The following is a 22984-nucleotide window of genomic DNA, read 5'->3' as shown; positions in this document are numbered from 1 at the left end:
GCGGGCGGCGCGCCAATGCGGCAAAGCGCCGCGGGATTCGCATCCCGCGGCGCTTTTTTCATGGCGAACGCGCCGGCCCCGCAAGCGCGGCGGCGGCCCGGCCGGGACCGCTGTGCCCACCCCGCCCGCTGCGCTCAGGTAATCAGGCGAGGTCGAACAGCAGCACTTCGGCCGCTTCGCCGCCCGCGAGCGTCACACCCGGCTCGGCTTCGATCAACGCGGCGTCGCCGGCTTCGAGGCGCTGGCCGTTCACCTCCAGCGCGCCGCGCGCGACGTGCAGGTACACCCGCCGCCCGGCGGGCACCGCGTGCTCGATGCGCTCCTCGCCGTCCACCAGCGCCGCGAAGATCGAGGCGTCCGACTGCACCGTCACCGAGCCGTCGCGGCCGTCGGGCGAAGCGATGAGACGCAGGCGGCCGCGCTTGTCGGCGTCGTCGAAGCGCTTTTCCTCGTAGCCGGGCGCCCCGCCGCGCTCGCGCGGCAGCAACCAGATTTGCAGCAGGTGCGCCTCCTCGTCCTTCGAGCCGTTGAATTCGCTATGCATCACACCTGTGCCGGCGCTCATGCGCTGTACGTCGCCGGGGCGGATGGTCGAGCCGTTGCCCATGCTGTCGCGGTGCGCGAGCGCGCCCGAAAGCACGTAAGTGACGATCTCCATGTCGCGGTGGCCGTGCGCGCCGAAACCCTGGCCGCCCGCGATGCGGTCGTCGTTGAGCACGCGCAGCGCGCCGTAATGCATATGCGCTTCGTCGAAATAGTCGGCAAACGAAAAGCTGTGATACGAGTCGAGCCAGCCGTGGTTGGCGTGGCCGCGTTCGTTGGCGTGTCGGATGGTCAGCATGGCGTTCTCCGCTCAATCAAGTCGATGTCCGAAGGTAAGGGCGGCGGCCCGCCAGCACAATCCGCAACGGCGCACCGGATCGTTTCGCCAGCAACATCAATGGGCTGCACCACCGCCATCGCCCTCCGTCAGACTGGCGCACCCTCCCGCTTCGGGTAAAATACCGCGCTTTTCGGCCAGCGCGAGCCTGAGGCTCAGGGGGAACACCCCCAGGACGGATACCCCGTCCCGCCATTGCGCGCTGCCGGCGAGACTGACGACGCGCCCGGCGCGTTGCGCAGGCCGCCGGGGTGCCGGAGCGCATCGCGCCTCCGACCCGCATTTTTGATCGCCTAGAATGGCGGCCAACGGCCACGAGCCGGGCCGCCTTGCGCCGGCCGCGCGCCACCCGGAGCGCCGCGCCGCCCGTATCAGGAGAATGATGAAGAAGTTCGCAGTGTGCGTGGCGCTCGCCCTGATCGCGGGGAGCGCCGCCGCCAAAGAGTGGAAAACCGTGCGCATCGGCGTGGACGCCAGCTATGCGCCGTTCGAGTCCAAAGCGCCCGACGGCCAGATCGTCGGCTTCGATGTCGACCTCACGAAAGCGCTGTGCGCGCGCATGAACGTGAAGTGCGTCTGGGTCGAGAACGACCTCGACGGCATCATCCCGGCGCTCAAGGCCCGCAAGTTCGACGCGATCGTCTCGTCGCTGACCATTACGCCGCAGCGCGCCCAGCAAATCGACTACTCCGCGAAGATGTTCGATGCGCCCGCACGCATGCTCGCGCGCAAAGGCTCGCCGCTCCTGCCCACGCCCGCCTCGCTCAAGGGCAAGAACGTGGGCGTCGAGCAGGGCTCGACCCAGGAAGCGTATGCGAAGGCGCACTGGGCGTCGCAGGGCGTGAACGTGGTCTCGTACCAGAATCAGGATCAGGTCTACCAGGATCTGATCGCCGGACGCCTCGACGCCACGCTGCAAGACGAGGTCCAGGCGGATTTCGGCTTCCTGAAAACGCCGCGCGGCAAGGGCTTCGCGTGGGCGGGCCCGGAAGTGGAAGATCCGGCGACGATCGGCGACGGCACCGCGATCGGATTGCGCAAGGATGACGCCGACCTGAAGGCGAAGTTCAACACGGCGCTCGCCGCGATTCATGCCGACGGCACGTTCGACAGGATCGCGAAGCAGTATTTCGACTTCGACATCTACAAAGGCAAGTGAACGGGAACGCACACGCAGGTAAATAAACCACGAGACATCACCGCTCGCGCCTCGCGCCACGACGCATGAAAGCCCCGATGGACCCCTGCCGGGCTTCGTATACAGTCACAGGCGCGCTCACGAGCGCAATGACATCGGCGGCGCGCGAACCGGCAAGAGCCCCCGCGCGCCCATGTACGGATTTGAACCGCGGCAGAGCAGCGCCGCGCCTTTCGCGGTGCGCGAGAAGCGCCCCGTCAAGGACTCGCCCATGTTTCTTCAAGGCTACGGCCCGCTGATCCTCGCCGGCACCTGGCAGACCGTCAAGCTCGCCGTGCTGTCGCTCGTGCTCTCGTTCGTGCTCGGGCTGATCGGCGCGGCGGCGAAGCTCTCCAAAAACCGCGTCGCTTCCGGCGCGGGCACGCTCTACACCACGCTCATCCGCGGCGTGCCCGATCTCGTGCTGATGCTGCTGCTCTTCTACAGCATCCAGATCTGGCTGAACAATCTCACCGACATGCTCGGCTGGGATCAGATCGACATCGACCCGTTCCTCGCGGGCGTGGTCGTGCTCGGCTTCATCTACGGCGCGTACTTCACCGAGACCTTCCGCGGCGCGTTTCTCGCCGTGCCGCGCGGCCAGCTCGAAGCGGGCCACGCCTACGGCATGACGAACTGGCAGGTGTTCACGCGCGTCATGTTCCCGCAGATGATGCGCTTCGCCCTGCCCGGCATCGGCAACAACTGGCAGGTGCTCGTGAAGTCCACGGCGCTCGTCTCGATCATCGGTCTCGCCGACGTCGTGAAGGCCAGCCAGGACGCCGGCAAGGGCACGCTGCGCTTCTTCTTCTTCACGCTGCTCGCCGGCGCGATCTATCTCGTCATCACCACGGTCTCCAACTTCGTGCTGATGTATCTCGACAAGCGCTACTCCACCGGTGTGCGCAAGGCGGATCTCTGAATCGCGCGAGGCCAAGACCATGCAAGACTTCGTCCAACTGATCCAGCAGTACTGGCGCAACTATCTCTACTCCGACGGCTACCACTTCAGCGGCGTGGCCATCACGCTGTGGCTGCTCGTCATCTCGATCGGGCTCGGCTTCTGCCTCTCGGTGCCGCTCGCCGTGGCGCGCGTGTCGAAGAAGAAGTGGCTCGCCGGGCTGGTGTGGCTCTACACGTATATCTTCCGCGGCACGCCGCTCTACGTGCAGTTGCTGCTCTGCTACACGGGCCTCTACAGCCTGGAGGTTGTGCGCAACCACGAACTCACGAGCGCGTTCTTCCGTAGCGGCATGAACTGCACGCTGCTCGCGTTCACGCTCAACACCTGTGCGTACACCACCGAAATCTTCGCCGGCGCGATCAAGGCGACGCCCTACGGCGAGATCGAGGCCGCGCGCGCCTACGGCATGTCGCAATTCACGCTTTATCGCCGCGTGATCCTGCCTTCGGCGCTGCGCCGCGCGCTGCCCTACTACAGCAACGAAGTCATCCTGATGCTGCACGCGACGACCGTGGCGTTCACGGCCACCGTGCCCGACATCCTGAAGATCGCGCGCGACGTGAACTCGGCGACCTATCAGTCGTTCGGCGCGTTCGGCATCGCCGCCCTGCTGTACCTGATCATTTCTTTCACGCTCGTGTGGCTGTTCCGCCGCGCCGAGCGCCGCTGGCTCGCATACCTGCGACCGCAAGGCAAGTGAGCCCGCTAGAGGTAAACAGATGAATTCCCAGAAGCAGAAGCTGTTCGTCGACTCCATCCACAAGAAGTACGGCGACAACGAAGTCTTGAAGGGCGTGTCCCTGAAGGCCAATGCCGGCGACGTGATCAGCGTGATCGGCTCGTCGGGCTCGGGCAAGAGCACGATGCTGCGTTGCATCAACTTCCTCGAGCAGCCCAACGAAGGCCGCATCGTGGTGGACGGCGAGGAAGTCGCCACGCGCGTGGACAAGCGCACCGGCGCGTTGCACGCAGCCGACGCGAAGCAGCTCCAGCGCGTGCGCACCAAGCTCGCGATGGTGTTCCAGCACTTCAACCTGTGGTCGCACATGTCGGTGCTCGAAAACGTGATCGAGGCGCCGGTGCACGTCCTGGGCCTGTCGCGCAAGGAAGCCGAAGACCGCGCGCGCACCTATCTGGAGAAGGTCGGTCTCGCGCCGCGCGTGGAGACGCAATATCCGTCGCACCTCTCGGGCGGCCAGCAGCAGCGCGTGGCGATTGCCCGCGCGCTCGCCATGCACCCCGACGTCATGCTGTTCGACGAGCCGACCTCGGCGCTCGACCCCGAGCTCGTGGGCGAAGTGCTCAAGGTCATGCAGAAGCTCGCCGAGGAAGGCCGCACGATGATTGTGGTCACCCACGAAATGGGTTTCGCGCGCAACGTTTCGAATCACGTGATGTTCCTGCACCAGGGGCGCGTGGAAGAAGAAGGCCAGCCCGCCGAAGTCTTCGGCAATCCGAAGAGTGAGCGCCTGCGCCAGTTCCTTTCAGGCAGCCTCAAGTAAGACGACCTTAAGGATCGCCACCCTACGGCGATGTAGTAAAAGTAGTTTTACAAGGCGCTTACAGCGCCTTTTCTTTTTTCTTCTCCGCCCCGCAAAAAACGTCCGATTTCGGCGCAAAAACAGCGATTTCCGCATTACTCCTCGTGAAATCGTTCGTCAATAGTGGCAATCCTGAACCTTGCCCGTCAACAACCGTGAGTCCCTTACTCCGTAAGGCCTCTGATCCATTTGTCGTACCTCTCTGACCACCATCCAGGAAGGTCATATTGCAATTTGACGACACCCCATGGGCCACGCACGAATTAGTTCGCCAGCGCGGACCTTTTTTGCTAAATTAGTAACCAAAGTAGCAAAACAAAGTTCATTAAAAGTAGTTTCACTTCAAAAAGAACGGGAGATGCCAGTCAACCAGGGGACCTGCAAGACGACCCGGCGCGGGTCGTGCAGCGGCACCAGCCCGTAACGCCGGTCCTCGGGGTAATTCTCCCTTTACGCGACGATTTCTGTTCGCAGCGCCGCCAAGCGCACGGACTTCTTTCGCAGTACTAAGGTTGACTCTTTGACAGGGTATGGAGGAGGAGAAGATGAAGAAAGTATTGCTCGCCGCAGCACTGATGTCGGCTGGCGTGATCGCGCATGCGCAAAGCAGCGTGACGCTGTATGGCCGCCTCGACATGGGTGTGGCGTATATGAACGGCATCGGTGCCGGTGGCGGCACGGGTCCGGCAACTCACGGCACGAGCCAGGTTCAGCTCGAAAGCGGCTACTGGGGCACCAGTCTCTGGGGCATGAAGGGCGTTGAAGACATCGGTGGCGGCAACAAGGTTCTGTTCCACCTGGAAGGCAGCTTCAGCACCGCAAACGGCTCGCTCGGCTCCGCCGGCTCTCTCTGGAATCGCTGGGCAACCATCGGCATGGCGAACGACCAGTTCGGTACCCTGCTGCTTGGCCGCATGCTGTTCATCTCGAACGGCATTTGGGACTTCGACCCGTTCGGTCAGTCGAACTGGTCGTCGGCTTCGATGGTGCGTGGCCGCAACTGGCCGCAATCGAGCAACAACATTTCGTACCAGTCGCCTAACTGGTACGGCTTTGACATGTACGGCCAGTACGCGTTCTCGAACGCAACGAGCTGGAACGGCAACGGCACGACGCCGCAAGGCCGCGAAGCCGGCCTGCAACTCACCTACACGAGCTCGCTGTTCCAGATCCGCGGCCTGTATGACGAAATCCGCAACCCGCTCAACGGCCAGCTCGGCGGCGCATACGACCCGACCAGCGTGAACTCGGGCAACACCGGCCAGGGCGTGTTCGCGTACTCGCGTGACTACATGGCCATGGTCAACGTGTTCCTCGGCGCGTTCAAGATCCAGGGCGGCTATGAAGCCATCCGTTCGTCGGGCATGAACCCGGGCATCATCGGTCAGCCGACCACGCTCGACCACGAATGGGGCGGCGTGACGTGGCAAATGACGCCGGCGGCAGCGCTGATCGGCGCGGTCTACCACGTGAACGCGAACAACGGCGGCGGCAACGCCACGATGTACACGATCGGCGGCTCGTACAACCTGTCCAAGCGCACGCTGCTCGACATCCAGGCAGCCACCGTGCAGAACAGCAAGACGGCCAACTTCGGTCTGAACGCCAACAACTTCGGTACGTCGGCTGCAACCGGCAACCCGCTGCCGGGCCACAGCCAGACCGGCGTGTACGCAGGTATCCAGCACTCGTTCTAATTCGAAGCGAGTGTAGACAGAACAGCAACATCAACGTTTTCACGCTGCTGCGAGAGGCGCGTATCGGTGCGATGTCCGCAAGGGTATCGCACCGTTTTTTATTCCGGGGACGGGCTGCGCGAGCGGCGCCGTCCCCTTTTCTATTGGTGCTTCGCGTGCTTCAGGTGCTACGGGTGTTTCAGCGGCGCTGACGCGAGGCGCGCGGCCTCACACGGCCGCTTCGTTCTCTTCGCCCGTGCGGATGCGGATCACGCGCTCCACGTCGGTCACGAAAATCTTGCCGTCGCCGATCTTGCCCGTGCGCGCCGCGCCGATGATCGCGTCGATCACCTGGTCGGCCTGGTCGCTCGCGACCACCACTTCGATCTTCACCTTCGGCAGGAAATCAACCACGTATTCGGCGCCGCGGTACAGCTCCGTATGGCCCTTCTGGCGGCCGAAGCCCTTGACCTCGGTCACGGTCAGGCCCGTGAGGCCCACTTCGGCGAGCGCCTCGCGCACTTCGTCGAGCTTGAACGGTTTGATGACGGCAGTAATGCGTTTCATGGCGGACCTCGTCTCGTTATCGAATTTGTCGAAAATTTCAGAATATAGGGGGATTCTACGCTGTGCGGCCCGCGCTCATGCCGAGGGCTTGCCCGCAGGCGCCGCGCTCGCCGCACCGACCTCGTCGGGTACGCACTCCAGATCGGCGAGCCACACGACCGATTCCGAATCGCTCGGCGCGCGCCAGTCGCCGCGCGGCGAGAGCGAGCCGCCCGAGCCGACCTTCGGCGCGTTCGGTATGCAGGTGCGCTTGAACTGGCTCTGGCGGAAGAAGCGGTCGAGGAAAATACGCAGATTTCGCTTGATGGCCGCGAGATCGTACTGATTGCGCGCGACCTTCGCGTTCTCGGGCCACGCCCCCGCTTCGCGATCGCCCCACGCGTGGCGCGCAAGGAACGCGACCTTCGAAGGCGCGAAGCCGAAGCGCAGCGTGTAGTACAGGTTGAAGTCCTGTAGCTCGTACGGTCCGATGGTGTTCTCGGTCTTCTGCTCGGGCGCGCCATCGGACTTGCCGGGAATCAGCTCCGGGCTGATGTCGGTCGCGAGAATCGCTTCGAGCACGTCACGCCCGCTCTCCCCGTTCTGGCCGATCTGGCCCGTTTCGGCCACCCAGCGCACGAGGTGCGTGATGAGCGTCTTGGGCACGCTCGCGTTCACGTTGTAGTGCGACATGTGATCGCCCACGCCGTAAGTACACCAGCCGAGCGCCAGCTCCGAGAGGTCGCCCGTGCCGATCACGATCGCGTGATTGAAGTTGGCGAGGCGGAACAGGTGGTTCGTGCGCTCGCCGGCCTGCACGTTTTCGAAGGTGATGTCGTAAGTTTCCTTGCCTTCCGAATACGGATGGCCCAGGTCTTCGAGCATCTGCATGCAGCTCTGGCGAATGTCGATCTCGCGCGCCGTGCAGCCCACGAGCGTCATCAGCTCGCGCGCCTGGCGCAGCGTGCGCTCGCTCGTCGCGAAGCCGGGCATGGTGTAGGCAAGGATGTTCGCGCGCGGCAGCTTCAAGCGATCCATCGCCTTCGCGCACACGAGCAGCGCATGGGTGGAGTCGAGCCCGCCCGACACGCCGATCACCACCTTCTTGATGCCCGCCTGCGAAAGCCGCTGCACGAGCGCCTGCACCTGAATGTTGTAGACCTCGTTGCAGCGCTCGTCGCGGCGCTTCGGATCGGCCGGCACATAGGGGAAACGCTCCACGCGGCGCGACAGCGCGAGCGTTTCGCGCTGCCATGCGCCCTCGCCTGCCTGCTTGCCCGCGACCTCGCACGCGATCACGCGAAACTTCGCGACTTCGTCGGCATGGCGTCGAATGGAATCACCGAAGGTCGTCTGGCGGATACGCTCCTGCTGAAGGCGCGCGAGATCGATGTCGGCGTAAATGAGGTGCGAGTCGTCGGAAAAACGCTCCGACTGCGCGAGCAGCTCGCCGTTTTCGCACACGAGGGCGTGACCGTCCCAGGCCATGTCCGTGGTCGATTCGCCCTTGCCCGCCGAGGTGTACAGATACGCGGCGAGACAGCGCGCCGATTGTTGCGACACCAACTGTTGCCGGTAGCCTGCCTTGCCCACCACGACATTCGAGGCCGATAGATTGACGAGCACCGAGGCGCCCGCGAGCGCCGCGAACGACGACGGCGGGATCGGCACCCAGACGTCCTCGCAGATCTCCACATGAAAGCGCAGTCCCGCGACCTGCGGCACCTCGAACAGCAGCGACGCGCCGAACGGCACCTGCGCGCCGGCGAGCCGCACGGTATCGGCGCTAGCGTGATCGGCGGGGCTGAACTGGCGCGGCTCGTAGAATTCGCCGTAGTTCGGCAGATAGCTCTTCGGCACGACGCCCGCCACGCGTCCGCCCGAGACCACGGCGGCGCAGTTGAAGAGCGAGTGGCCCACGCGCACGGGCAAGCCCACGATCATCACGAGCGGCAGCGCGGCCGAGGCTTCGACGATCTGCGCGAGCGCGTGCTCGCAGGCGTCGAGCAGGGCTTGCTGATGGAACAGGTCGTCGCACGTATAGGCCGAAAGGCCCAGCTCCGGAAACGCGACGAGCGCCGCGCCCTGTGCGGCGGCCTCGCGCGCAAGCGCGAGCGTTTCGTTCGCGTTGAACGCGGGATCGGCCACGCGGCAACGGGGCACGCCCACGGCCACGCGCGCAAAGCCGTGCGTATACAGATTGAAGAAGCGCTCTTTCATTTCGATAACCTTGAGGCGGGCGCGTGGCGCACGGGGCGCGTGCGCTGACGTTCGGGCCGCAGGGTTCGCGCCGCATGGCTCGCGCCAGTGCGGCAGGCGCGGCGGCTCTCACCCGCCCGGGATGTTTGCTTTACCATGACCGTTTGCTGCGGCAAGCACCGTCGCCGCGACCCACGCCAACGTTCACGCATGAAACAGGAACATTTCGATTATCGCACGGGCATCCTCGGCTCACCGTCCGAGGTCGACGCCGCCGAATGGAACGCGCTGCTCGCGCGCCAGGCGCAGCCTACGCCGTTCTTGCGCCACGAATTCCTCACGGCGCTCGACGCCGCGCGCTGTGCCGCGCCCGGCGAAGGCTGGGCGGCGCAGTTCGTCACGCTCACCGACACGCGCACGGGCCGCCTCGCCGCCGCCGCGCCGGTGTACCTGAAGGGGCATTCGTACGGGGAGTACGTGTTCGACTGGGCCTGGGCCGACGCCTACAAGCGCAACGGCCTCGAGTACTACCCGAAGCTCCTGTGCGCGGTGCCGTTCACGCCGGTCCAGGGCACGCGCCTGATCGCCGCCGACGCAACCGCGCGCCGCCACCTGGCCGCGACGCTCCTCGCCTTCGCGGAGCAGGCCGACGTGTCGTCGCTGCACGTGCTTTTCCCGACCACGGAAGACGCCGAAGCGCTGACCGACCTCGGCATGATGCAGCGTGAGGGCGTGCAGTTTCACTGGCTCAACGAAGGCTATCGCGACTTCGAAGACTTCCTCGCCACGCTGGAGCAGAAAAAGCGCAAGAACATCCGTGCCGAGCGCCGCAAGGTGCGCGACGCGGGCGTGACATTGCGGCGCGTGCGCGGCGAGGACATCAGCGACGCCGAATGGCGCTTCTTCAGCCGCTGCTACCGGCAGACTTACCGCGAGCATTTCTCGTCGCCGTATCTGAACCTCGACTTCTTCCGCATGCTCGGCGAAACGATGCCGGAGAACCTGCTGCTCGTGATCGCGGAGCGCGACGGCAAGCCGATCGCGAGTTCGCTCGTGGTGTGGCAGCGTGGCGAAAACGGTCGGGGCGGCACGCTCTACGGCCGCTACTGGGGCGCGCTCGAACATGTGCCCTGCCTGCATTTCGAAACCGCGTATTACCAGCCGCTGGAATTCTGCATCGAGGAAAAGCTCGACGTGTTCGAAGGCGGCGCGCAAGGCGAGCACAAGATGGCGCGCGGCTTCCTGCCCACCGTCACGCGCTCGGCGCACTGGCTGGCGCACCCGGCGTTCGCCGATGCCGTCGCGCGCTTTCTCGAAAGCGAGACGAACCACATTCACGCCTATATGCACGAACTCAACGAGCGCAATCCTTTTCGTGCGTGAGCTGCACACCTGAGTTACGCACTTGAGACGCACCCGAGCTTCCCGCAACGCCCCTGCCCCAACGATCATCGCTTCCAGCACTATGCCGTGGTTCCTCTATCTCCTCGAATGCACTGACGGCAGCGTCTACACGGGCATCGCCATCGACGTGGCCGCCCGCTTCGCCCAGCACGCGAGCGGTACGGGGGCGCGCTATACGCGCTCGCGCAAGCCGGTGCAGGTGCTCGCGCAATTCGAGTTCGCCGACCGAGCGAGCGCTTCGAGCGCCGAATACTGGGTCAAGCGCCTGCGCCCGCCCGAAAAGCGCGCGCTCGCGGCGGGCGCGCGCACGCTCGAATCGGTGCTGCCCGCGCCACCGGTGCGCGAAGAACCACAAGAGGACGCGCCGGGCTGAGCCAGGCTGAGCCTGGCTCAACCCGGCGGCCGGCGCGCAAGCGTTTGCGCCAAGCCGTCCCGCGCTTTTTAAGCGAGCACCCGCGCTAAAGGCCTAAAGCCCCTTCTCGCACCGCCGATATCCCGCTCAGGACGCCGGTCTTTGCCCCCGGCGTGCCCTCGCCCCTCGCATTTCACCTTGCAGGCCGACGGGACCGGTGGAGCATGAAGAGACCGAAGAAGACGGAGACCAGCCGGCAAGCCCCAGGAGCGCATGGACTGCGGCGCACGACCGCAGCCCTGCTGCCGCTATGGCTGCTCGCGGCAGTCATGGGCGTGATCGCCTCGATCAGCGTGGCGATCATGGCGATCCTGCTCGCCTACGTGGCCGGAGAAAGCAGCTGGTCGAAGGGCCAGAAGGACGCGGTGCACGCGCTCGAACGCTACGCGCGCTCGGGCGACGAGGCCGACTACCGCACCTTTCTCGCGGGCGTTGCGGTGCCGCTCGGCGACCGCGCGGCCAAGCTCCAGATGAACCGGACCGAGCCCGATACGACGGCGATCCGGCGCGGCTTCGAGCAAGGCCACATCGCGCGCGACGACATGGACGGCATGACGTGGGGCTACCGCACGCTGAAAAACACACCCTGGATGCGCCCGGCGGTAGCGTTCTGGGACATCGGCGACCGCTACATCCTGCGCCTGGCCGAAACGGGCGAGCGGCTGCACGCGCTTGCCCGCGCCGGCAAGCTCGATACCCCGGACGCCGCGAGCCTCGTGCGCGATCTGCGCGAGATCGACAGCCAGCTCGCGCCGATCGAAAGCGGCTTCTCGCGCTCGCTCGACGACGCGGCGCACGCCATCCGCTCGATCCTCATACTCGCGCTCGCCGCGGCCGCCATCGTGCTGCTCGGCGTGTTCTCGGAGTTCATCCGCCGCGCGCTCGCCCGCAGCGACCGCCTCGAAACGGAGGTGCGCAAGAACGAGGAACGCCTCGCGCTCGGCTTCGAAGGCATCAACGCCGGACTGTGGGACTGGGAGATCGGCAGCCGCCAGTGCTACTTCTCGAACTGGCTCTACGACCAACTGGGCTACGACGTGGGCACCCGCTTCGACAGCGAGACCGGCCTCACGCAGCTCGTGCACCCGGAGGACCTCGCGCGCGTGCGCCATGCGCTGCGCCAACACCTTGCGCGCGCAACGACCTTCGACGTGGAGTTTCGCCTGCGCACGCTCGCGGGCGGCTACTGCTGGTGCCGCGCGCGCGGCCAGGCGGTGCGCGACGCGCGCGGGCGCGCCGTGCGCATGGTCGGCTGCCTCTTCGACATCTCAGGCCTTAAGTCGGCCGAAGCGAGCGCGTACACGGAGCGCGAGCTGGCCGAGGTCACGCTGGCCTCGATCGGCGAAGCCGTGATCCGCACCGACGACACCGCGCGCGTGACCTACTGCAACGCCGTTGCCGAACGCATGCTGGGCCGCGCGGCCGAAGACATCGTCATGCAGCCGTTCGACGCGATCTGCGATCTGCGCGACGACGCCGACGCATCGCGCAGCCGTGACGTCCTGCACACCGCCCACGCGATGGGCGACGCCGGGAGCGCCGGGAATGCTGGCAGCGCGAATCTCCACGTCATGCGCCCGAACGGCTCGCGCCTCGCGGTCGACTACTCGGTCTCGAAGCTGCGCGACGCGCAGCGCCGCGTGATCGGCACCGTGATCGTGCTTTACGACGTGAGCGCGCTGCGCGAGCACGCGGCGCGCCTCGCCTACCAGGCCACTCACGACGAGCTCACCGATATCTATAACCGCCGCGAATTCGAGCGGCGCCTCGCCACGCTGCTCGAAAACGGCGAGAGCGCGCAACCCGCGCAACCGGGCCATGCGGTGATGTTCCTCGACCTCGACCAGTTCAAGGTGGTGAACGACACGTGCGGCCACTCGACCGGCGACGAACTGATCCGCCAGGTCTGCCGCGTGCTCAAGAGCGAGCTGCGCGGTGAGGACATCATCGCGCGCCTGGGCGGCGACGAGTTCGGCGTGGTGATGCCGCACTGCCCGGCGGCGCACGCTTCGCTGCTCGCCGAAAACCTGCGCGCGGCGATTGCCGCGATCCGCTTCACGGGCGCGGGGCGCATCGTGCAGACGAGCGTGAGCATCGGCCTCGTGAGCGACGCGGCGGGCCTCGTGTCCGTGAAGGAAGTGATGAAGACGGCGGACGTGGCCTGCTATATGGCGAAGAAGAAGGGCCGCAACCGCGTGCACCGCTTTCGCTACGACGACGAGGAGCTTTCGCAAACCCACGCGCAGATGGCGTGGGTCTCCGACATCAAGGCGGCGCTCGAAAACGGCCAGTTCTGCCTGTACGGGCAGAAGATTCTGCCGCTCGCGCATCGGCCCGCGGCGAACGCGCCCGACGACACGCACGTCGAACTGCTGCTGCGCATGCACTCCGCCTCGGGCGAGCTCGTGGAGCCGTCGGCGTTCATCGGCGCGGCCGAGCGCTTCGATCTCATGCCCGCGATCGACCGCTGGGTGATCGCGAGCGCGTTCGCGATGATCGCCGCCGGCACGCACCGCCACGGCACCTGGTCGATCAACCTCTCCGGCGCTTCGCTCGGCGACGGGCAACTCGCCGACTATATCGAGGCGCAGCAGCGCATCTGGTCCATTCCGTTCGCGCACGTGTGCTTCGAGATCACCGAAACCGCCGCCATCACCAACCTGCACGACGCCATCACGCTCATCGAGCGCCTGCGCGCGCAAGGCTGCCGCTTCGCGCTCGACGACTTCGGCGCGGGCATGTCGTCGTTCAACTACCTCAAGCACCTGAACGTCGACTATCTGAAGATCGACGGCAGCTTCATCCGCGGCATCATCGAAAACCCGCTCGATCAGGCCATCGTGCGATCGATCAACGAGGTCGCGCATGCGGCCGGCAAGCTCACGATCGCCGAGTGCGTGGAAGACACCGCCATTCTGGCGTGCATGATCGCGATGGGCGTGGACTATGCGCAGGGCTATGGCGTGGGTAGGCCCGTGCGGCTGGACGTCGTGCGGGACGTAGCCGAACTGGACTGAGCCCGACTGCGCCCGACCGCGGGCGCATGAAAAAACCGCACGGCCCTGGCAGGCGCGTGCGGCTTTTTTATCAGGCGTGAAGCGTGCGATTTACTTCTTGAAGTTCGCGACGCCGTCCGTGATTTCCTTGTGGGCGGCTTCGATGCCGACCCAGCCTTCGACCTTGACCCACTTGCCCTTTTCGAGCGCCTTGTAGTTCTCGAAGAAGTGCTTGATCTGGTCCTTCAGGTACTCGGGCACGTCGTCCAGCGACTTGAGGTTGGCCGTCATCGGGCAGACCTTGTCGTGCGGGACCGCGATCAGCTTCGCGTCGACGCCCGACTCGTCGGTCATCTGGAGCATGCCGAGCGCGCGCGAACGCACGACCGAGCCTGCCAGCAGCGGGAACGGCGTGATCACGAGCACGTCGACCGGGTCGCCGTCGCCGGAGAGCGTTTGCGGGATGAAGCCGTAGTTCACGGGATAGCGCATGCCCGTGCCGACGAAACGGTCGACGACGAGCAGGCCCAGGTCCTTGTCAGCTTCGTATTTCACCGGATCGCTTTGCGCGGGAATCTCGATGATCACATTGAAGTCTTGCGGCAGATCCTTGCCGGCGGGGACATTTGCAAAGCTCATGAGCGCTCTCTGTTGAGAAGGGAAAAACCGACGGCCCGCGCGATATACCGGCGCACAGCCGGACGTCGCGGAAGTTGGAGGATGGACGCCATTATAGCCAATCGGCCAGGGCCGCCGGCGGTTCGGCCCAGGGCTTTCCCGCAAGCCCTTGAAGTGTCTGCTGAATTCCCGCGCGCCACGGCGGCAATCGGCGCGATAATGAACTGGCCGTCGCGGCCCTCCCTCGCCGCATCGCCGGACCCCGGGCACGCGGCGGCGGCGTTTCCCGTTTTGCGTTTCCCCTCCCTCGTTTCACACCCCAATTACGAGGCGCATGCATGGAAGAAGCGAAGCACTTCATCGGCGGCGAGTGGCAAGCGCCCGCCAGCGGCGCAACCCTCGCCGCGATCGACCCCTCCACCGGCCAGCCCTTCGCGCAGCTCGCACGCGGTAATGCCGCCGACATCGACGCCGCCGTCAAAGCCGCGCGTCGAGCCTTCGAAGGCGCCTGGGGCGCATTGAGCGCCGCCGAGCGCGGGCGTTTGCTGTACGCGCTCTCGGGCCTCGTTGGCCAGCACAAGGAAGCCCTCGCGCAGCTCGAAGCGCGCGACACCGGCAAGCCGCTCAAGCAGGCGCGCGCCGATGCACTCGCGCTCGCCCGCTACTTCGAGTTCTACGCAGGCGCGGCCGACAAGCTGCATGGCGAAACCCTGCCCTACCAGGCCGGCTATACGGTGCTCACGGTGCGCGAACCGCACGGCGTGACCGGCCACATCGTGCCCTGGAACTACCCGATGCAGATCTTCGGGCGCAGCGTGGGCGCGGCGCTCGCCACCGGCAACGCGTGCGTGGTGAAGCCCGCCGAGGACGCCTGCGTGTCGCTGCTGCGCGTGGCCGAACTGGCGCGCGAAGCGGGGCTGCCCGCCGGCGCGCTCAACATCGTGACGGGGCTCGGGCATGAGGCGGGCGCGGCGCTCTCGGCGCATCCCGGCATCGACCACATCTCGTTCACGGGCTCGCCGCAAACGGGCAAGCTCGTCGCGCAGATGGCCGCCGAACATCACGTGCCCGTCACGCTCGAACTGGGCGGCAAGTCGCCGCAAATCGTGTTCGCCGATGCCGATTTCGACGCCGCGCTGCCCGTGCTCGTCGCCGCCATCGTGCAGAACGCGGGGCAGACCTGCTCGGCGGGCAGCCGCGTGCTGATCGAGCGCAGCGCCTACGAGCCGCTCATCGACCGGCTGGCCGCGTCGTTCGGCAAGCTGCGCGTGGGCCCGGCCGGCGCCGATCTCGACTGCGGCCCGCTCATCAACGAGAAGCAGCGCCAGCGCGTGCGCGGTTTTCTCGATGAGGCGGCCGCAAACCGCATCGCCACGGCGGCGAGCGGCCGGCTCGAAGCCGATGCACCCGCGGGCGGCTTCTACGAAGTCCCGACGCTGCTGCGCGACGTGCCGCCGCAAAGCCGTCTCGCGCAGGAAGAGGTGTTCGGGCCGGTGCTCGCGGCCATGGCCTTCGACAGCGAGGACGAAGCGCTCGCGCTCGCCAACGGCACGCCCTATGGCCTCGTGGCAGGCATATGGACGCGCGACGGCGCGCGGCAAATGCGCCTCGCGCGGCGCGTGCGCGCGGGCCAGGTGTTCATCAACAACTATGGCGCGGGGGGCGGCGTCGAATTGCCGTTCGGCGGCACGCGGCATTCGGGGCACGGGCGCGAGAAAGGCTTCGAGGCGCTCTATGGCTTCACGGTGCTGAAGACCATCGCGATCCGCCACGGCTGAACACGTCGACACACAAACAAGCGACACAAACGGAGACACCATGCGACTCAAAGGCAAGACGGCCGTCGTGACGGGCGCCGGCTCGGGCTTCGGCGAAGGCATTGCGAAGACCTATGCGCGCGAAGGCGCGAACGTCGTCATCAACGACCTGAACGGCGAAGCGGCCGAGCGCGTGGCGAGCGAGATCGCGCTCGCGGGCGGCAAGGCCATCGCGGTGCAAGGCGACATCACGCGCGAAGCCGACTGGCATGCACTGCGCGAAGCCGCCATCGAGGACTTCGGCAGCGTGCAGATCGTCGTCAACAACGCGGGCACCACGCATCGCAACAAGCCCGTGCTCGAAGTGAGCGAAGCGGAGTTCGACCGCGTCTACGCCGTCAACGTGAAGGGGCTCTACTGGTGCGTGCGTGCGTTCGTGCCGCATTTTCGCGAGCGCGGCGGCGGCGCGTTCGTCAACATCGCGTCGACCGCGGGCATCCGGCCCCGGCCTGGGCTCGTCTGGTACAACGGCAGCAAGGGCGCGATGATCGTGGCCAGCAAGGCGCTCGCCGCCGAGCTGGGCCCCGACCAGATCCGCGTGAACTGCGTGAATCCCGTGATCGGCGATACGGGCCTCACGGCGGAGTTCATGGGCGTGCCCGATACGCCCGAGAACCGCCAGCGCTTCATCTCGACCATTCCGCTCGGGCGCTTTTCCACGCCGCAGGACGTGGCCAACGCCTGTCTCTATCTCGCCTCCGACGACGCGGCGTTCATCACCGGCACCTGCATCGAAGTGGATGGCGGGCGCTGCGTGTAGCGTAGTAACCCGCCTCGCATTCGGGCGCATAATCGCGCCCTAAGTGCTTGACTGATCGGTGTTTTCCCCGACTTCCACGCGCTGCCGCGTTGCGGCGGCGCGTATAGAATGGTCGTGCTTTCGCGTCGAATATCCGCCATCACGGGGCGGCAATACAACAAGCACGACGATATTGGAGACACCATGGCCAGTCCAGCGAATCATCTGCCGCATGCGGGCGCGGGCGCCCCGCCCTCCGCCTTCGAAGAAGCCACGTATCGCAAGGTCGCGTGGCGGCTCATTCCGCTTCTCATGCTCTGCTACGTGGTCGCGTATCTGGATCGCGTGAACGTGGGCTTCGCCAAGCTCCAGATGAGCAGCGCGCTCAATCTCTCCGATGCGGTCTACGGCTTTGGCGCAGGCATCTTCTTCGTCGGGTACTTTCTGTTCGAAGTGCCAAGCAATATCATCCTGCATCGCGTGGGCGCGCGCGTGTGGATCGCGCGCATCATGGTCACGTGGGGCCTCGTCTCCATCCTGACGATGTTCGTCACCACGCCCACCATGTTCTACGTGATGCGCTTCCTGCTCGGCCTGTGCGAGGCGGGCTTCTTCCCCGGCATCATTCTCTACCTAACCTACTGGTATCCGGCGCAGCGGCGCGGGCGCATGACTACGTGGTTCATGACGGCCATCGCGCTGTCGGGCGTGATCGGCGGGCCGGTGTCGGGCTGGATTCTCAAGGCCTTCGACGGCGCGAACGGCTGGCAGGGCTGGCAGTGGCTGTTCCTGCTCGAAGGGCTGCCTTCGGTGATCGTCGGCGTGCTGGTGTTCTTCGTGCTCGACGACCGCATCGGCAAAGCCAAATGGCTCACGGAAGAAGAACGCGCGCTGCTCGAACGCAACATCGCCGCCGAGGACGCCACCAAGGAAGATCCGCCGATCATGACCGTGCTCACGAGCCCGCGCGTGCTGCTCATGAGCCTCACCTACTTCTCGTTCGTGATGGGTCTCTACGGCGTGAGCTTCTGGCTACCCACCATCATCAAGGCGACAGGCGTGAAGGACGCGCTCACGATCGGCCTGCTTTCGGCCATTCCGTTCGCGGCGGCCGTGGTCGGCATGGTGCTCGTGGCGAAAAGCGCCGACCGCACGCGCGAGCGCCGCTGGCACATTGCCGTTCCTGCCGCCATCGGCGCGATCGGCCTCGTGCTGTCGGTCACGTGGGCGCACGACACCACGCTCGCCATGACGGCGCTCACCATCGCAACCATGGGCATTCTCACCACACTGCCGCTGTTCTGGAGCCTGCCCACCTCGTGGCTCGCGGGCACGGGCGCGGCGGCCGGCATCGCGCTCATCAACTCGATCGGTAATCTGGCGGGCTTCCTGAGCCCGTATGCGGTGGGCTGGCTCAAGCAGGCCACCGCCGCCAACGACTCGGGCATGTACATGCTCGCGGCATTCATGATCCTGGGCGGCCTGCTCGCGCTTTCGGCCCCGGCGAAGCTCGTGAATCGCTGAGCTTGTAGCCTGTAGCGATCTCCCAAAAGGAAACGGCCGCCTGTGTTTGCAGGCGGCCGTTTTCGTTGTGGCTTCAGGTGCGACGCTGCGCCCGCGTCAAACCACGTTCATCGACAACGCGCTTTCGCGGTAATGCGTGGCCGCTTTCTCGCCGTCGCCGAGTTGCTCGTGCAGACGCGCGAGCGCGCGGTGCGAACGGATCTTGAGCGGCTCGTTCTGGCTCGCGTCGGCGGACTTGATCGCCGCTTCCAGGAACGACTGCGCCTTGCCCCACAACTGCTGCTTCAGGCACAGGCGGCCCAGCGCGAACAGCAGGTCGCCGTCCTCGGGGCGCTCCTTGCGCCACGCTTCGGCCTTCTGGATGAGCGGCAACGCGTCGCTGCCCGCCGTGTCCGGATAGCGGCGCAACAGGCGCGCGTCCCAGTTCTGCGCAAGCGCTTCCTCGACGATCTTGCGTGCGTCGGCCTGGCGGTCGAGCGCGATCAGCAGTTCGGCGGCGCAGTCGGCCAGACGCGGCGAGTGGCGCTCGACCGGCGAGAGCGCGTGCCACAGTTCGAGCAGCGCGTCGGCGTTGTGGCGGCGGTCGCGCAGCAGGTTTTCCGCCGCGAGCTGACGCAGGCGCACGGCCACGGCCGGATGCAGCGCCTCGCGCTTTTCCAGCGTCTTCACGAGCTTGAGCACTTCGCTCCAGTTCTTGAGCTGCTGCTGCGCGCGCAGTGCGATCTGCTGCGCGTGAATGCGGCGGCCGCCTTGCGAGCGCATTTCGGTGAGCGCGGCGAGCGCGCCATCGGCGTCGCGGCCGTCGGCACGCATGTCGGCCGTGGCCATCAGGCGCGCTTCCTGGAGGTCGGGGTCGTCGACCTGGGTGAGCCATTCGTCGCGGCGCGCATACTCGTGCAGACGATGCGCGGCCGTCGCGGCGATGAGGCCCGCGGCGCTGGTGTTCTTATCGTCGGCGAGCGAATCGCGCGCGGCCTTCTCGGCGCGCGAGAAGCGGCCCGCGTAGAGATTGCCCACCGCGTCGCGCAGCGCCGAGTTCGCCTTTTCCGTGCGCATGCGCGCGCGATAGGCGGCCACGCGGCGCGGCATCGTCACGACGTTGCGCGCGAAGCGCAGGATCACGTAGAGCAGCAGGAAGGCCACCACGATGCCGACCACGAACAGGTTGAGCGAGACGTCCACGCGATACGGCGGGTAGACGAGCAGCACCTGCCCGGCGTCGAAGCGCCCGACGGTCGCCAGTGCGACGGCAATCGCGAAGAGGAGCGCGAGCCAGAGGAGTCCACGGATCGCCATGTCTTACCCCCGGCTCCGGTATTGCTGGATCGCCTGCAAGCTCTTGTCGAGCGTAGGCAGCGCGACGGCGGCAGAACCGGCGCCCACTTCCTTGAGCAGTTCGCGCACCGTCTGCGTTTGTTTCGACGCGCCGTCGAAGTAGCGCGCGAGCGTGGCGTCGGCGTCCGCGAGGTCGGACTTGAGCGTCGCCTCGTTGCGCGAGAGCAGCGAGAGGCGCGCCGAGAGCAGGCGCAGCTTCAGGTTCTCGCGCATGAAGTAGCCCTGGTCGGGCGAAACGAGCATGGCGTCCGCGTTGTCGATGCGGCGCACCTGCACGAGGCTCGCGATCTGCTTGCCCACGCCGTTGACGAAGGTGTCGACCCACACCTTCCAGCGCGGCTCGTTGGTCGCGGCGGCGACCTTCGCGACATCGGCGGGCGCGGCGGCCTCGGGCTTCGTGTGCGCGACGAGCGCTTCGCCCGCGAGCGGCAGCGAATCGATCTGGCCGAGCGCGGTGTCGAGCTTGATGGCAAGACCCGTGAGGTCCGTGGACGGCGCGGCCTTGAGCTTGTCGATGTCCTCCGCGATCGCTTTGCGCACCGCGATGGCCTGCGCGTTGTCGGACGCGGCGAGACGCGTATCGGCGCTTTGTAGCGCAAAGAGCGCCAGTTGCGTGTTGCCCGTGAGCTGGAGCTGTTCGCTCGCGCTGGAGAGCATCTGGCCGACTTCGGCGAGCGTCCAGTCGTCGCGGCTCTTCGAAAGATCGGAGTATTGCTGCGCGAGCGCCTGCTGCGAAGTTTGCGCGTCGGCGATCTTGCCTTCGAGCTGGGCGATCTGCTTGTCGATCTGCTGCGCGCCGGTCACGGCCTGGTCGGTGCGCGCGCGCAGCGCGGCGATCTGCTGCTCGCCCGCCTGCTGGCGCTGGATCGCCTGCATGCCGAGGCCGTCGAGCTTGCGATTGAGGTAATAGCCGCCCGCGCCCGAGCCCGCCGCGACCAGCACCACGACGAGCCACAGCAGCGCCGAACCGGCGCCGCGACGTCCGTTGCCCGTACCCGGCGGCTGGGTCAGCGGTGCGGAAGACCCCGCACCCGACGACGCATGCGACGGCCGCGCGGACGCGCCGCCGGAACCCGACGCGCCCGTAGTGACGGCGCCCGGGTTGGCTGTGTTGCTGGTGTTGTTCGAATCTGTCATGCGTGAGTTGGCCGGCGCCTGGGCCGGAGTGTTCTGAGCCGGTTGAACAACGGAAGAAGCGAGGCCAAGCAGCGTCTCGACGATGCGTTCGTCGCCCGCGCCGGACACCGTAATCCTATCAAAACCCATTGAGCGCGCCGTCTCGGCGATCCGAGGGTGCGGCGCGACGAGCGGCGCATGGCGCAGCTCGACGATCTCGCCCGCCGTGAGGTGCTCGCGCGCGAGTTCGTCGAGGTTGCGCACGCCCTCGGAGCTCGTGACGAGCCAGGCGTGCGGCGCGCCTTCCAGCAGTGCGTGAACCTGCGTCCACGCGGCGATGGGCGGCTCGGGCACGATGCGGCGGTAAGCCGCGACCGTCTCGACTTCCGCGCCCGCTTCGCGCAGGCGCTCGGCGAGCCACTCGCGGCCGCCGTCGCCGCGCACGATCAGCACACGCTTGCCCGTGAAGGCCTCTGCGCCGAAGGTCTTTTCGAGCGCCGCGTAGAGCGACTCCGAATCGAAGCGCGCGGGGTCTTCTTCCCCCGCGTTCGACGGGCTCACCACGCGATGATCGGGGGCGGCCACGCCATGACGCTCGAGCGCGGCCACGCTGGCCGGGCCCACCACGGCCACCGGTAACGCAGGCGGCCAGATCGAGGACACCGAGGCGTAGCAGGCGAACGCGCGGTCGACGGCGTTGGGCGAAACGAACACGACGAGCGCATAGCGTTCGAGCGCGCCGAGCGCGGCGCGCAACGGCGCTTCGTCGGTCACGGGCGCGATGGCAATGAGCGGAAAGTCGAAGGTACGGATACCGTGCTGCGCCAGTTGCGCGGCGAGCCCATTCGACTGACCGGCCGGGCGGGTAATGACGGCCGTGAACGGCGTGCCGGCGCTGCCCGGTTCGGTTCGGCTTGCGCCCGTGGAGGCGTCGCCGGGGCCGCCCCACTCGTCCGGTTGCCTCGGGGCCGCCATCATTCGGACGCCGGGCCTGCGCCCGTGCGGGTTGGGTGGTCCGGCGCGGTGTTCGGACCATCGGCTGCGTGAGCCGCATCGGCCAGTGCGCGCACGATGTCGAGCGCGCCCTGGGCAATCAGGTCGTCGGCCACGCGGCGGCCGAGCGCCACCGCTTCCTCGACCGTGGCCGCCGCCGTGGCTTCCTGCGCGGCGAGCACGCGGCTCGCATCGGGCGTGGAGATCGTGCCGCGCAGCGCGAGCTTGCCGTCGCGCCACTGCGCGTAAGCCGCGAGCGGCACCGAACAACTGCCGCCCAGCGCGCGCGACACCATGCGCTCGGCCTCGACGGCCTTGGCCGTGGCGTCGTCGTGCAGCGGCGCGAGCCATGCCGCCACATCGGCGCGATCGGCGCGGATCTCGATGCCGAGCGCCCCCTGGCCCGCCGCCGGCAGGCTGTCGTCGGGCTCGATGAGCGCGCGGATACGCGCGCCGAGACCCAGGCGCTTCAGGCCTGCCGCCGCGAGAATAATGGCCGCGTAGTCGCCGCGGTCGAGCTTGGTAAGCCGCGTGTCGAGATTGCCGCGCAGCGGCTTCACGTCGAGATGCGGAAAGCGCGCACGGATCATCGACTCGCGCCGCAGGCTGGAAGTGCCCACCACGCTGCCCGGCGGCAGGGCCGCCAGCGAGTCGTAGTCGTTCGAGACGAACGCGTCGCGCGGGTCCTCGCGCTCCATGATGGCCGTGAGCGCGAAGCCCTCGGGCAACTCCATGGGCACGTCCTTGAGCGAGTGCACGGCCACGTCGGCGCGCCCTTCGGCCAGCGCCTGCTCCAGTTCCTTCACGAAAAGGCCCTTGCCGCCCACTTTCGAGAGCGTGCGATCGAGAATTTGATCGCCGCGTGTCGTCATTCCGACAATTTTCACGTCACAGGATGGATATAATTTGTGCAGCGCAGCTTGCACATGCTCTGCCTGCCACATCGCGAGGCGGCTCTCCCGCGAAGCGATCACAAGTGTGCGGGGCATGGGCGCGGATAACGTCTCGGAGTTCATGGCAAGTACATCGAATGACGGGATGAAAAGC

The 22984-nt window shown here is 66.6% G+C and carries 18 protein-coding genes; 11 read left to right on the top strand and 7 right to left on the bottom strand.

Annotated elements, in window-relative coordinates; translation table 11 throughout:
• Positions 1–142: 142 nt before the first annotated feature.
• A complete protein-coding gene (locus C7401_RS17480) occupies positions 143–841 on the bottom strand; it encodes a pirin family protein (RefSeq protein WP_112172649.1) in 699 nt (232 codons plus the stop codon).
• Between the two features lie 421 nt (positions 842–1262).
• On the opposite strand from C7401_RS17480, the gene C7401_RS17475 reads away from it, so the two are divergent.
• The 5 genes from C7401_RS17475 (at position 1263) to C7401_RS17455 (ending at position 6259) form a co-directional block, all read left to right on the top strand.
• Positions 1263–2039 carry an ABC transporter substrate-binding protein gene (locus C7401_RS17475; RefSeq protein WP_112172681.1) on the top strand — a complete coding sequence of 259 codons (777 nt, stop codon included), beginning with the start codon at positions 1263–1265 and terminating at the stop codon, positions 2037–2039.
• Between the two features lie 250 nt (positions 2040–2289).
• Complete coding sequence (locus C7401_RS17470; protein WP_112172680.1) at positions 2290–2979, top strand: ABC transporter permease; 690 nt, start codon at positions 2290–2292, stop codon at positions 2977–2979.
• Positions 2980–2998: 19 nt separating this feature from the next.
• Positions 2999–3721, top strand: a complete 723-nt coding sequence (locus C7401_RS17465; protein ID WP_112172648.1) for an ABC transporter permease — start codon at positions 2999–3001, stop codon at positions 3719–3721.
• Between the two features lie 19 nt (positions 3722–3740).
• On the top strand, positions 3741–4523 hold the full coding sequence (locus tag C7401_RS17460) for an ABC transporter ATP-binding protein (RefSeq protein ID WP_112172647.1): 783 nt from the start codon (positions 3741–3743) through the stop codon (positions 4521–4523).
• Between the two features lie 584 nt (positions 4524–5107).
• Positions 5108–6259, top strand: coding sequence for a porin (locus tag C7401_RS17455; protein ID WP_112172646.1), 1152 nt, complete (start codon positions 5108–5110; stop codon positions 6257–6259).
• Positions 6260–6466: 207 nt separating this feature from the next.
• Here the strand turns inward: C7401_RS17455 and C7401_RS17450 are convergent, their stop codons facing one another.
• A complete protein-coding gene (locus C7401_RS17450) occupies positions 6467–6805 on the bottom strand; it encodes a P-II family nitrogen regulator (RefSeq protein ID WP_028207721.1) in 339 nt (112 codons plus the stop codon).
• Between the two features lie 75 nt (positions 6806–6880).
• A complete protein-coding gene (locus tag C7401_RS17445) occupies positions 6881–9004 on the bottom strand; it encodes an NAD(+) synthase (protein WP_112172645.1) in 2124 nt (707 codons plus the stop codon).
• A 189-nt stretch (positions 9005–9193) separates the two neighbouring features.
• Between C7401_RS17445 and C7401_RS17440 the strand changes: the two genes are divergently transcribed.
• The 3 genes from C7401_RS17440 (at position 9194) to C7401_RS17430 (ending at position 13816) form a co-directional block, all read left to right on the top strand.
• On the top strand, positions 9194–10366 hold the full coding sequence (locus tag C7401_RS17440) for a GNAT family N-acetyltransferase (protein ID WP_112172644.1): 1173 nt from the start codon (positions 9194–9196) through the stop codon (positions 10364–10366).
• A gap of 82 nt (positions 10367–10448) precedes the next feature.
• Complete coding sequence (locus C7401_RS17435; protein WP_112172643.1) at positions 10449–10760, top strand: GIY-YIG nuclease family protein; 312 nt, start codon at positions 10449–10451, stop codon at positions 10758–10760.
• A 203-nt stretch (positions 10761–10963) separates the two neighbouring features.
• The gene (locus C7401_RS17430; RefSeq protein ID WP_146757938.1) at positions 10964–13816 is read left to right on the top strand and encodes an EAL domain-containing protein; all 2853 of its coding nucleotides are present in this window, start codon (positions 10964–10966) and stop codon (positions 13814–13816) included.
• A gap of 90 nt (positions 13817–13906) precedes the next feature.
• Here the strand turns inward: C7401_RS17430 and ppa are convergent, their stop codons facing one another.
• Complete coding sequence (ppa, locus tag C7401_RS17425; protein ID WP_069265419.1) at positions 13907–14434, bottom strand: inorganic diphosphatase; 528 nt, start codon at positions 14432–14434, stop codon at positions 13907–13909.
• A 317-nt stretch (positions 14435–14751) separates the two neighbouring features.
• On the opposite strand from ppa, the gene C7401_RS17420 reads away from it, so the two are divergent.
• The 3 genes from C7401_RS17420 (at position 14752) to C7401_RS17410 (ending at position 18493) form a co-directional block, all read left to right on the top strand.
• Complete coding sequence (locus C7401_RS17420) at positions 14752–16191, top strand: aldehyde dehydrogenase family protein (RefSeq protein WP_112172641.1); 1440 nt, start codon at positions 14752–14754, stop codon at positions 16189–16191.
• 40 nt (positions 16192–16231) lie between these two features.
• On the top strand, positions 16232–16990 hold the full coding sequence (locus C7401_RS17415; RefSeq protein WP_112172640.1) for an SDR family oxidoreductase: 759 nt from the start codon (positions 16232–16234) through the stop codon (positions 16988–16990).
• Between the two features lie 183 nt (positions 16991–17173).
• Positions 17174–18493: an MFS transporter gene (locus C7401_RS17410; protein WP_112172639.1), complete on the top strand. Its 1320-nt coding sequence runs from the start codon at positions 17174–17176 to the stop codon at positions 18491–18493.
• 96 nt (positions 18494–18589) lie between these two features.
• Here C7401_RS17410 and C7401_RS17405 read toward each other — a convergent pair whose 3' ends face one another.
• The 3 genes from C7401_RS17405 to hemC are packed head-to-tail and all read right to left on the bottom strand — an operon-like array spanning position 18590 to position 22953.
• Entirely contained in the window at positions 18590–19789 is a 1200-nt protein-coding gene (locus C7401_RS17405; RefSeq protein ID WP_112172638.1) for a heme biosynthesis protein HemY, read from the bottom strand.
• A gap of 3 nt (positions 19790–19792) precedes the next feature.
• The gene (gene hemDX / locus C7401_RS17400) at positions 19793–21919 is read right to left on the bottom strand and encodes a fused uroporphyrinogen-III synthase HemD/membrane protein HemX (RefSeq protein WP_112172637.1); all 2127 of its coding nucleotides are present in this window, start codon (positions 21917–21919) and stop codon (positions 19793–19795) included.
• Positions 21919–22953 (bottom strand): hydroxymethylbilane synthase, encoded by a 1035-nt coding sequence (gene hemC / locus C7401_RS17395; protein ID WP_112172636.1) that lies wholly within the window; start codon positions 22951–22953, stop codon positions 21919–21921. The genes hemDX and hemC overlap by 1 nt, the downstream gene beginning before the upstream one ends.
• Positions 22954–22984: the final 31 nt, after the last annotated feature.

The organism is Paraburkholderia unamae, assembly GCF_003268775.1.
GTDB classification, from domain to species: Bacteria; Pseudomonadota; Gammaproteobacteria; order Burkholderiales; family Burkholderiaceae; genus Paraburkholderia; species Paraburkholderia unamae.
This window is presented reverse-complemented; position numbering and strand designations above follow the sequence as displayed.

What these genes read in the sequence shown, in the direction of transcription:
- C7401_RS17480 (WP_112172649.1), bottom strand. Translation starts at nt 841, where the DNA reads ATGCTGACCATCCGACACGCCAACGAACGCGGCCACGCCAACCACGGC.
- C7401_RS17475 (WP_112172681.1), top strand. Translation starts at nt 1,263, where the DNA reads ATGAAGAAGTTCGCAGTGTGCGTGGCGCTCGCCCTGATCGCGGGGAGC.
- C7401_RS17470 (WP_112172680.1), top strand. Translation starts at nt 2,290, where the DNA reads ATGTTTCTTCAAGGCTACGGCCCGCTGATCCTCGCCGGCACCTGGCAG.
- C7401_RS17465 (WP_112172648.1), top strand. Translation starts at nt 2,999, where the DNA reads ATGCAAGACTTCGTCCAACTGATCCAGCAGTACTGGCGCAACTATCTC.
- C7401_RS17460 (WP_112172647.1), top strand. Translation starts at nt 3,741, where the DNA reads ATGAATTCCCAGAAGCAGAAGCTGTTCGTCGACTCCATCCACAAGAAG.
- C7401_RS17455 (WP_112172646.1), top strand. Translation starts at nt 5,108, where the DNA reads ATGAAGAAAGTATTGCTCGCCGCAGCACTGATGTCGGCTGGCGTGATC.
- C7401_RS17450 (WP_028207721.1), bottom strand. Translation starts at nt 6,805, where the DNA reads ATGAAACGCATTACTGCCGTCATCAAACCGTTCAAGCTCGACGAAGTG.
- C7401_RS17445 (WP_112172645.1), bottom strand. Translation starts at nt 9,004, where the DNA reads ATGAAAGAGCGCTTCTTCAATCTGTATACGCACGGCTTTGCGCGCGTG.
- C7401_RS17440 (WP_112172644.1), top strand. Translation starts at nt 9,194, where the DNA reads ATGAAACAGGAACATTTCGATTATCGCACGGGCATCCTCGGCTCACCG.
- C7401_RS17435 (WP_112172643.1), top strand. Translation starts at nt 10,449, where the DNA reads ATGCCGTGGTTCCTCTATCTCCTCGAATGCACTGACGGCAGCGTCTAC.
- C7401_RS17430 (WP_146757938.1), top strand. Translation starts at nt 10,964, where the DNA reads ATGAAGAGACCGAAGAAGACGGAGACCAGCCGGCAAGCCCCAGGAGCG.
- ppa (WP_069265419.1), bottom strand. Translation starts at nt 14,434, where the DNA reads ATGAGCTTTGCAAATGTCCCCGCCGGCAAGGATCTGCCGCAAGACTTC.
- C7401_RS17420 (WP_112172641.1), top strand. Translation starts at nt 14,752, where the DNA reads ATGGAAGAAGCGAAGCACTTCATCGGCGGCGAGTGGCAAGCGCCCGCC.
- C7401_RS17415 (WP_112172640.1), top strand. Translation starts at nt 16,232, where the DNA reads ATGCGACTCAAAGGCAAGACGGCCGTCGTGACGGGCGCCGGCTCGGGC.
- C7401_RS17410 (WP_112172639.1), top strand. Translation starts at nt 17,174, where the DNA reads ATGGCCAGTCCAGCGAATCATCTGCCGCATGCGGGCGCGGGCGCCCCG.
- C7401_RS17405 (WP_112172638.1), bottom strand. Translation starts at nt 19,789, where the DNA reads ATGGCGATCCGTGGACTCCTCTGGCTCGCGCTCCTCTTCGCGATTGCC.
- hemDX (WP_112172637.1), bottom strand. Translation starts at nt 21,919, where the DNA reads ATGGCGGCCCCGAGGCAACCGGACGAGTGGGGCGGCCCCGGCGACGCC.
- hemC (WP_112172636.1), bottom strand. Translation starts at nt 22,953, where the DNA reads ATGAACTCCGAGACGTTATCCGCGCCCATGCCCCGCACACTTGTGATC.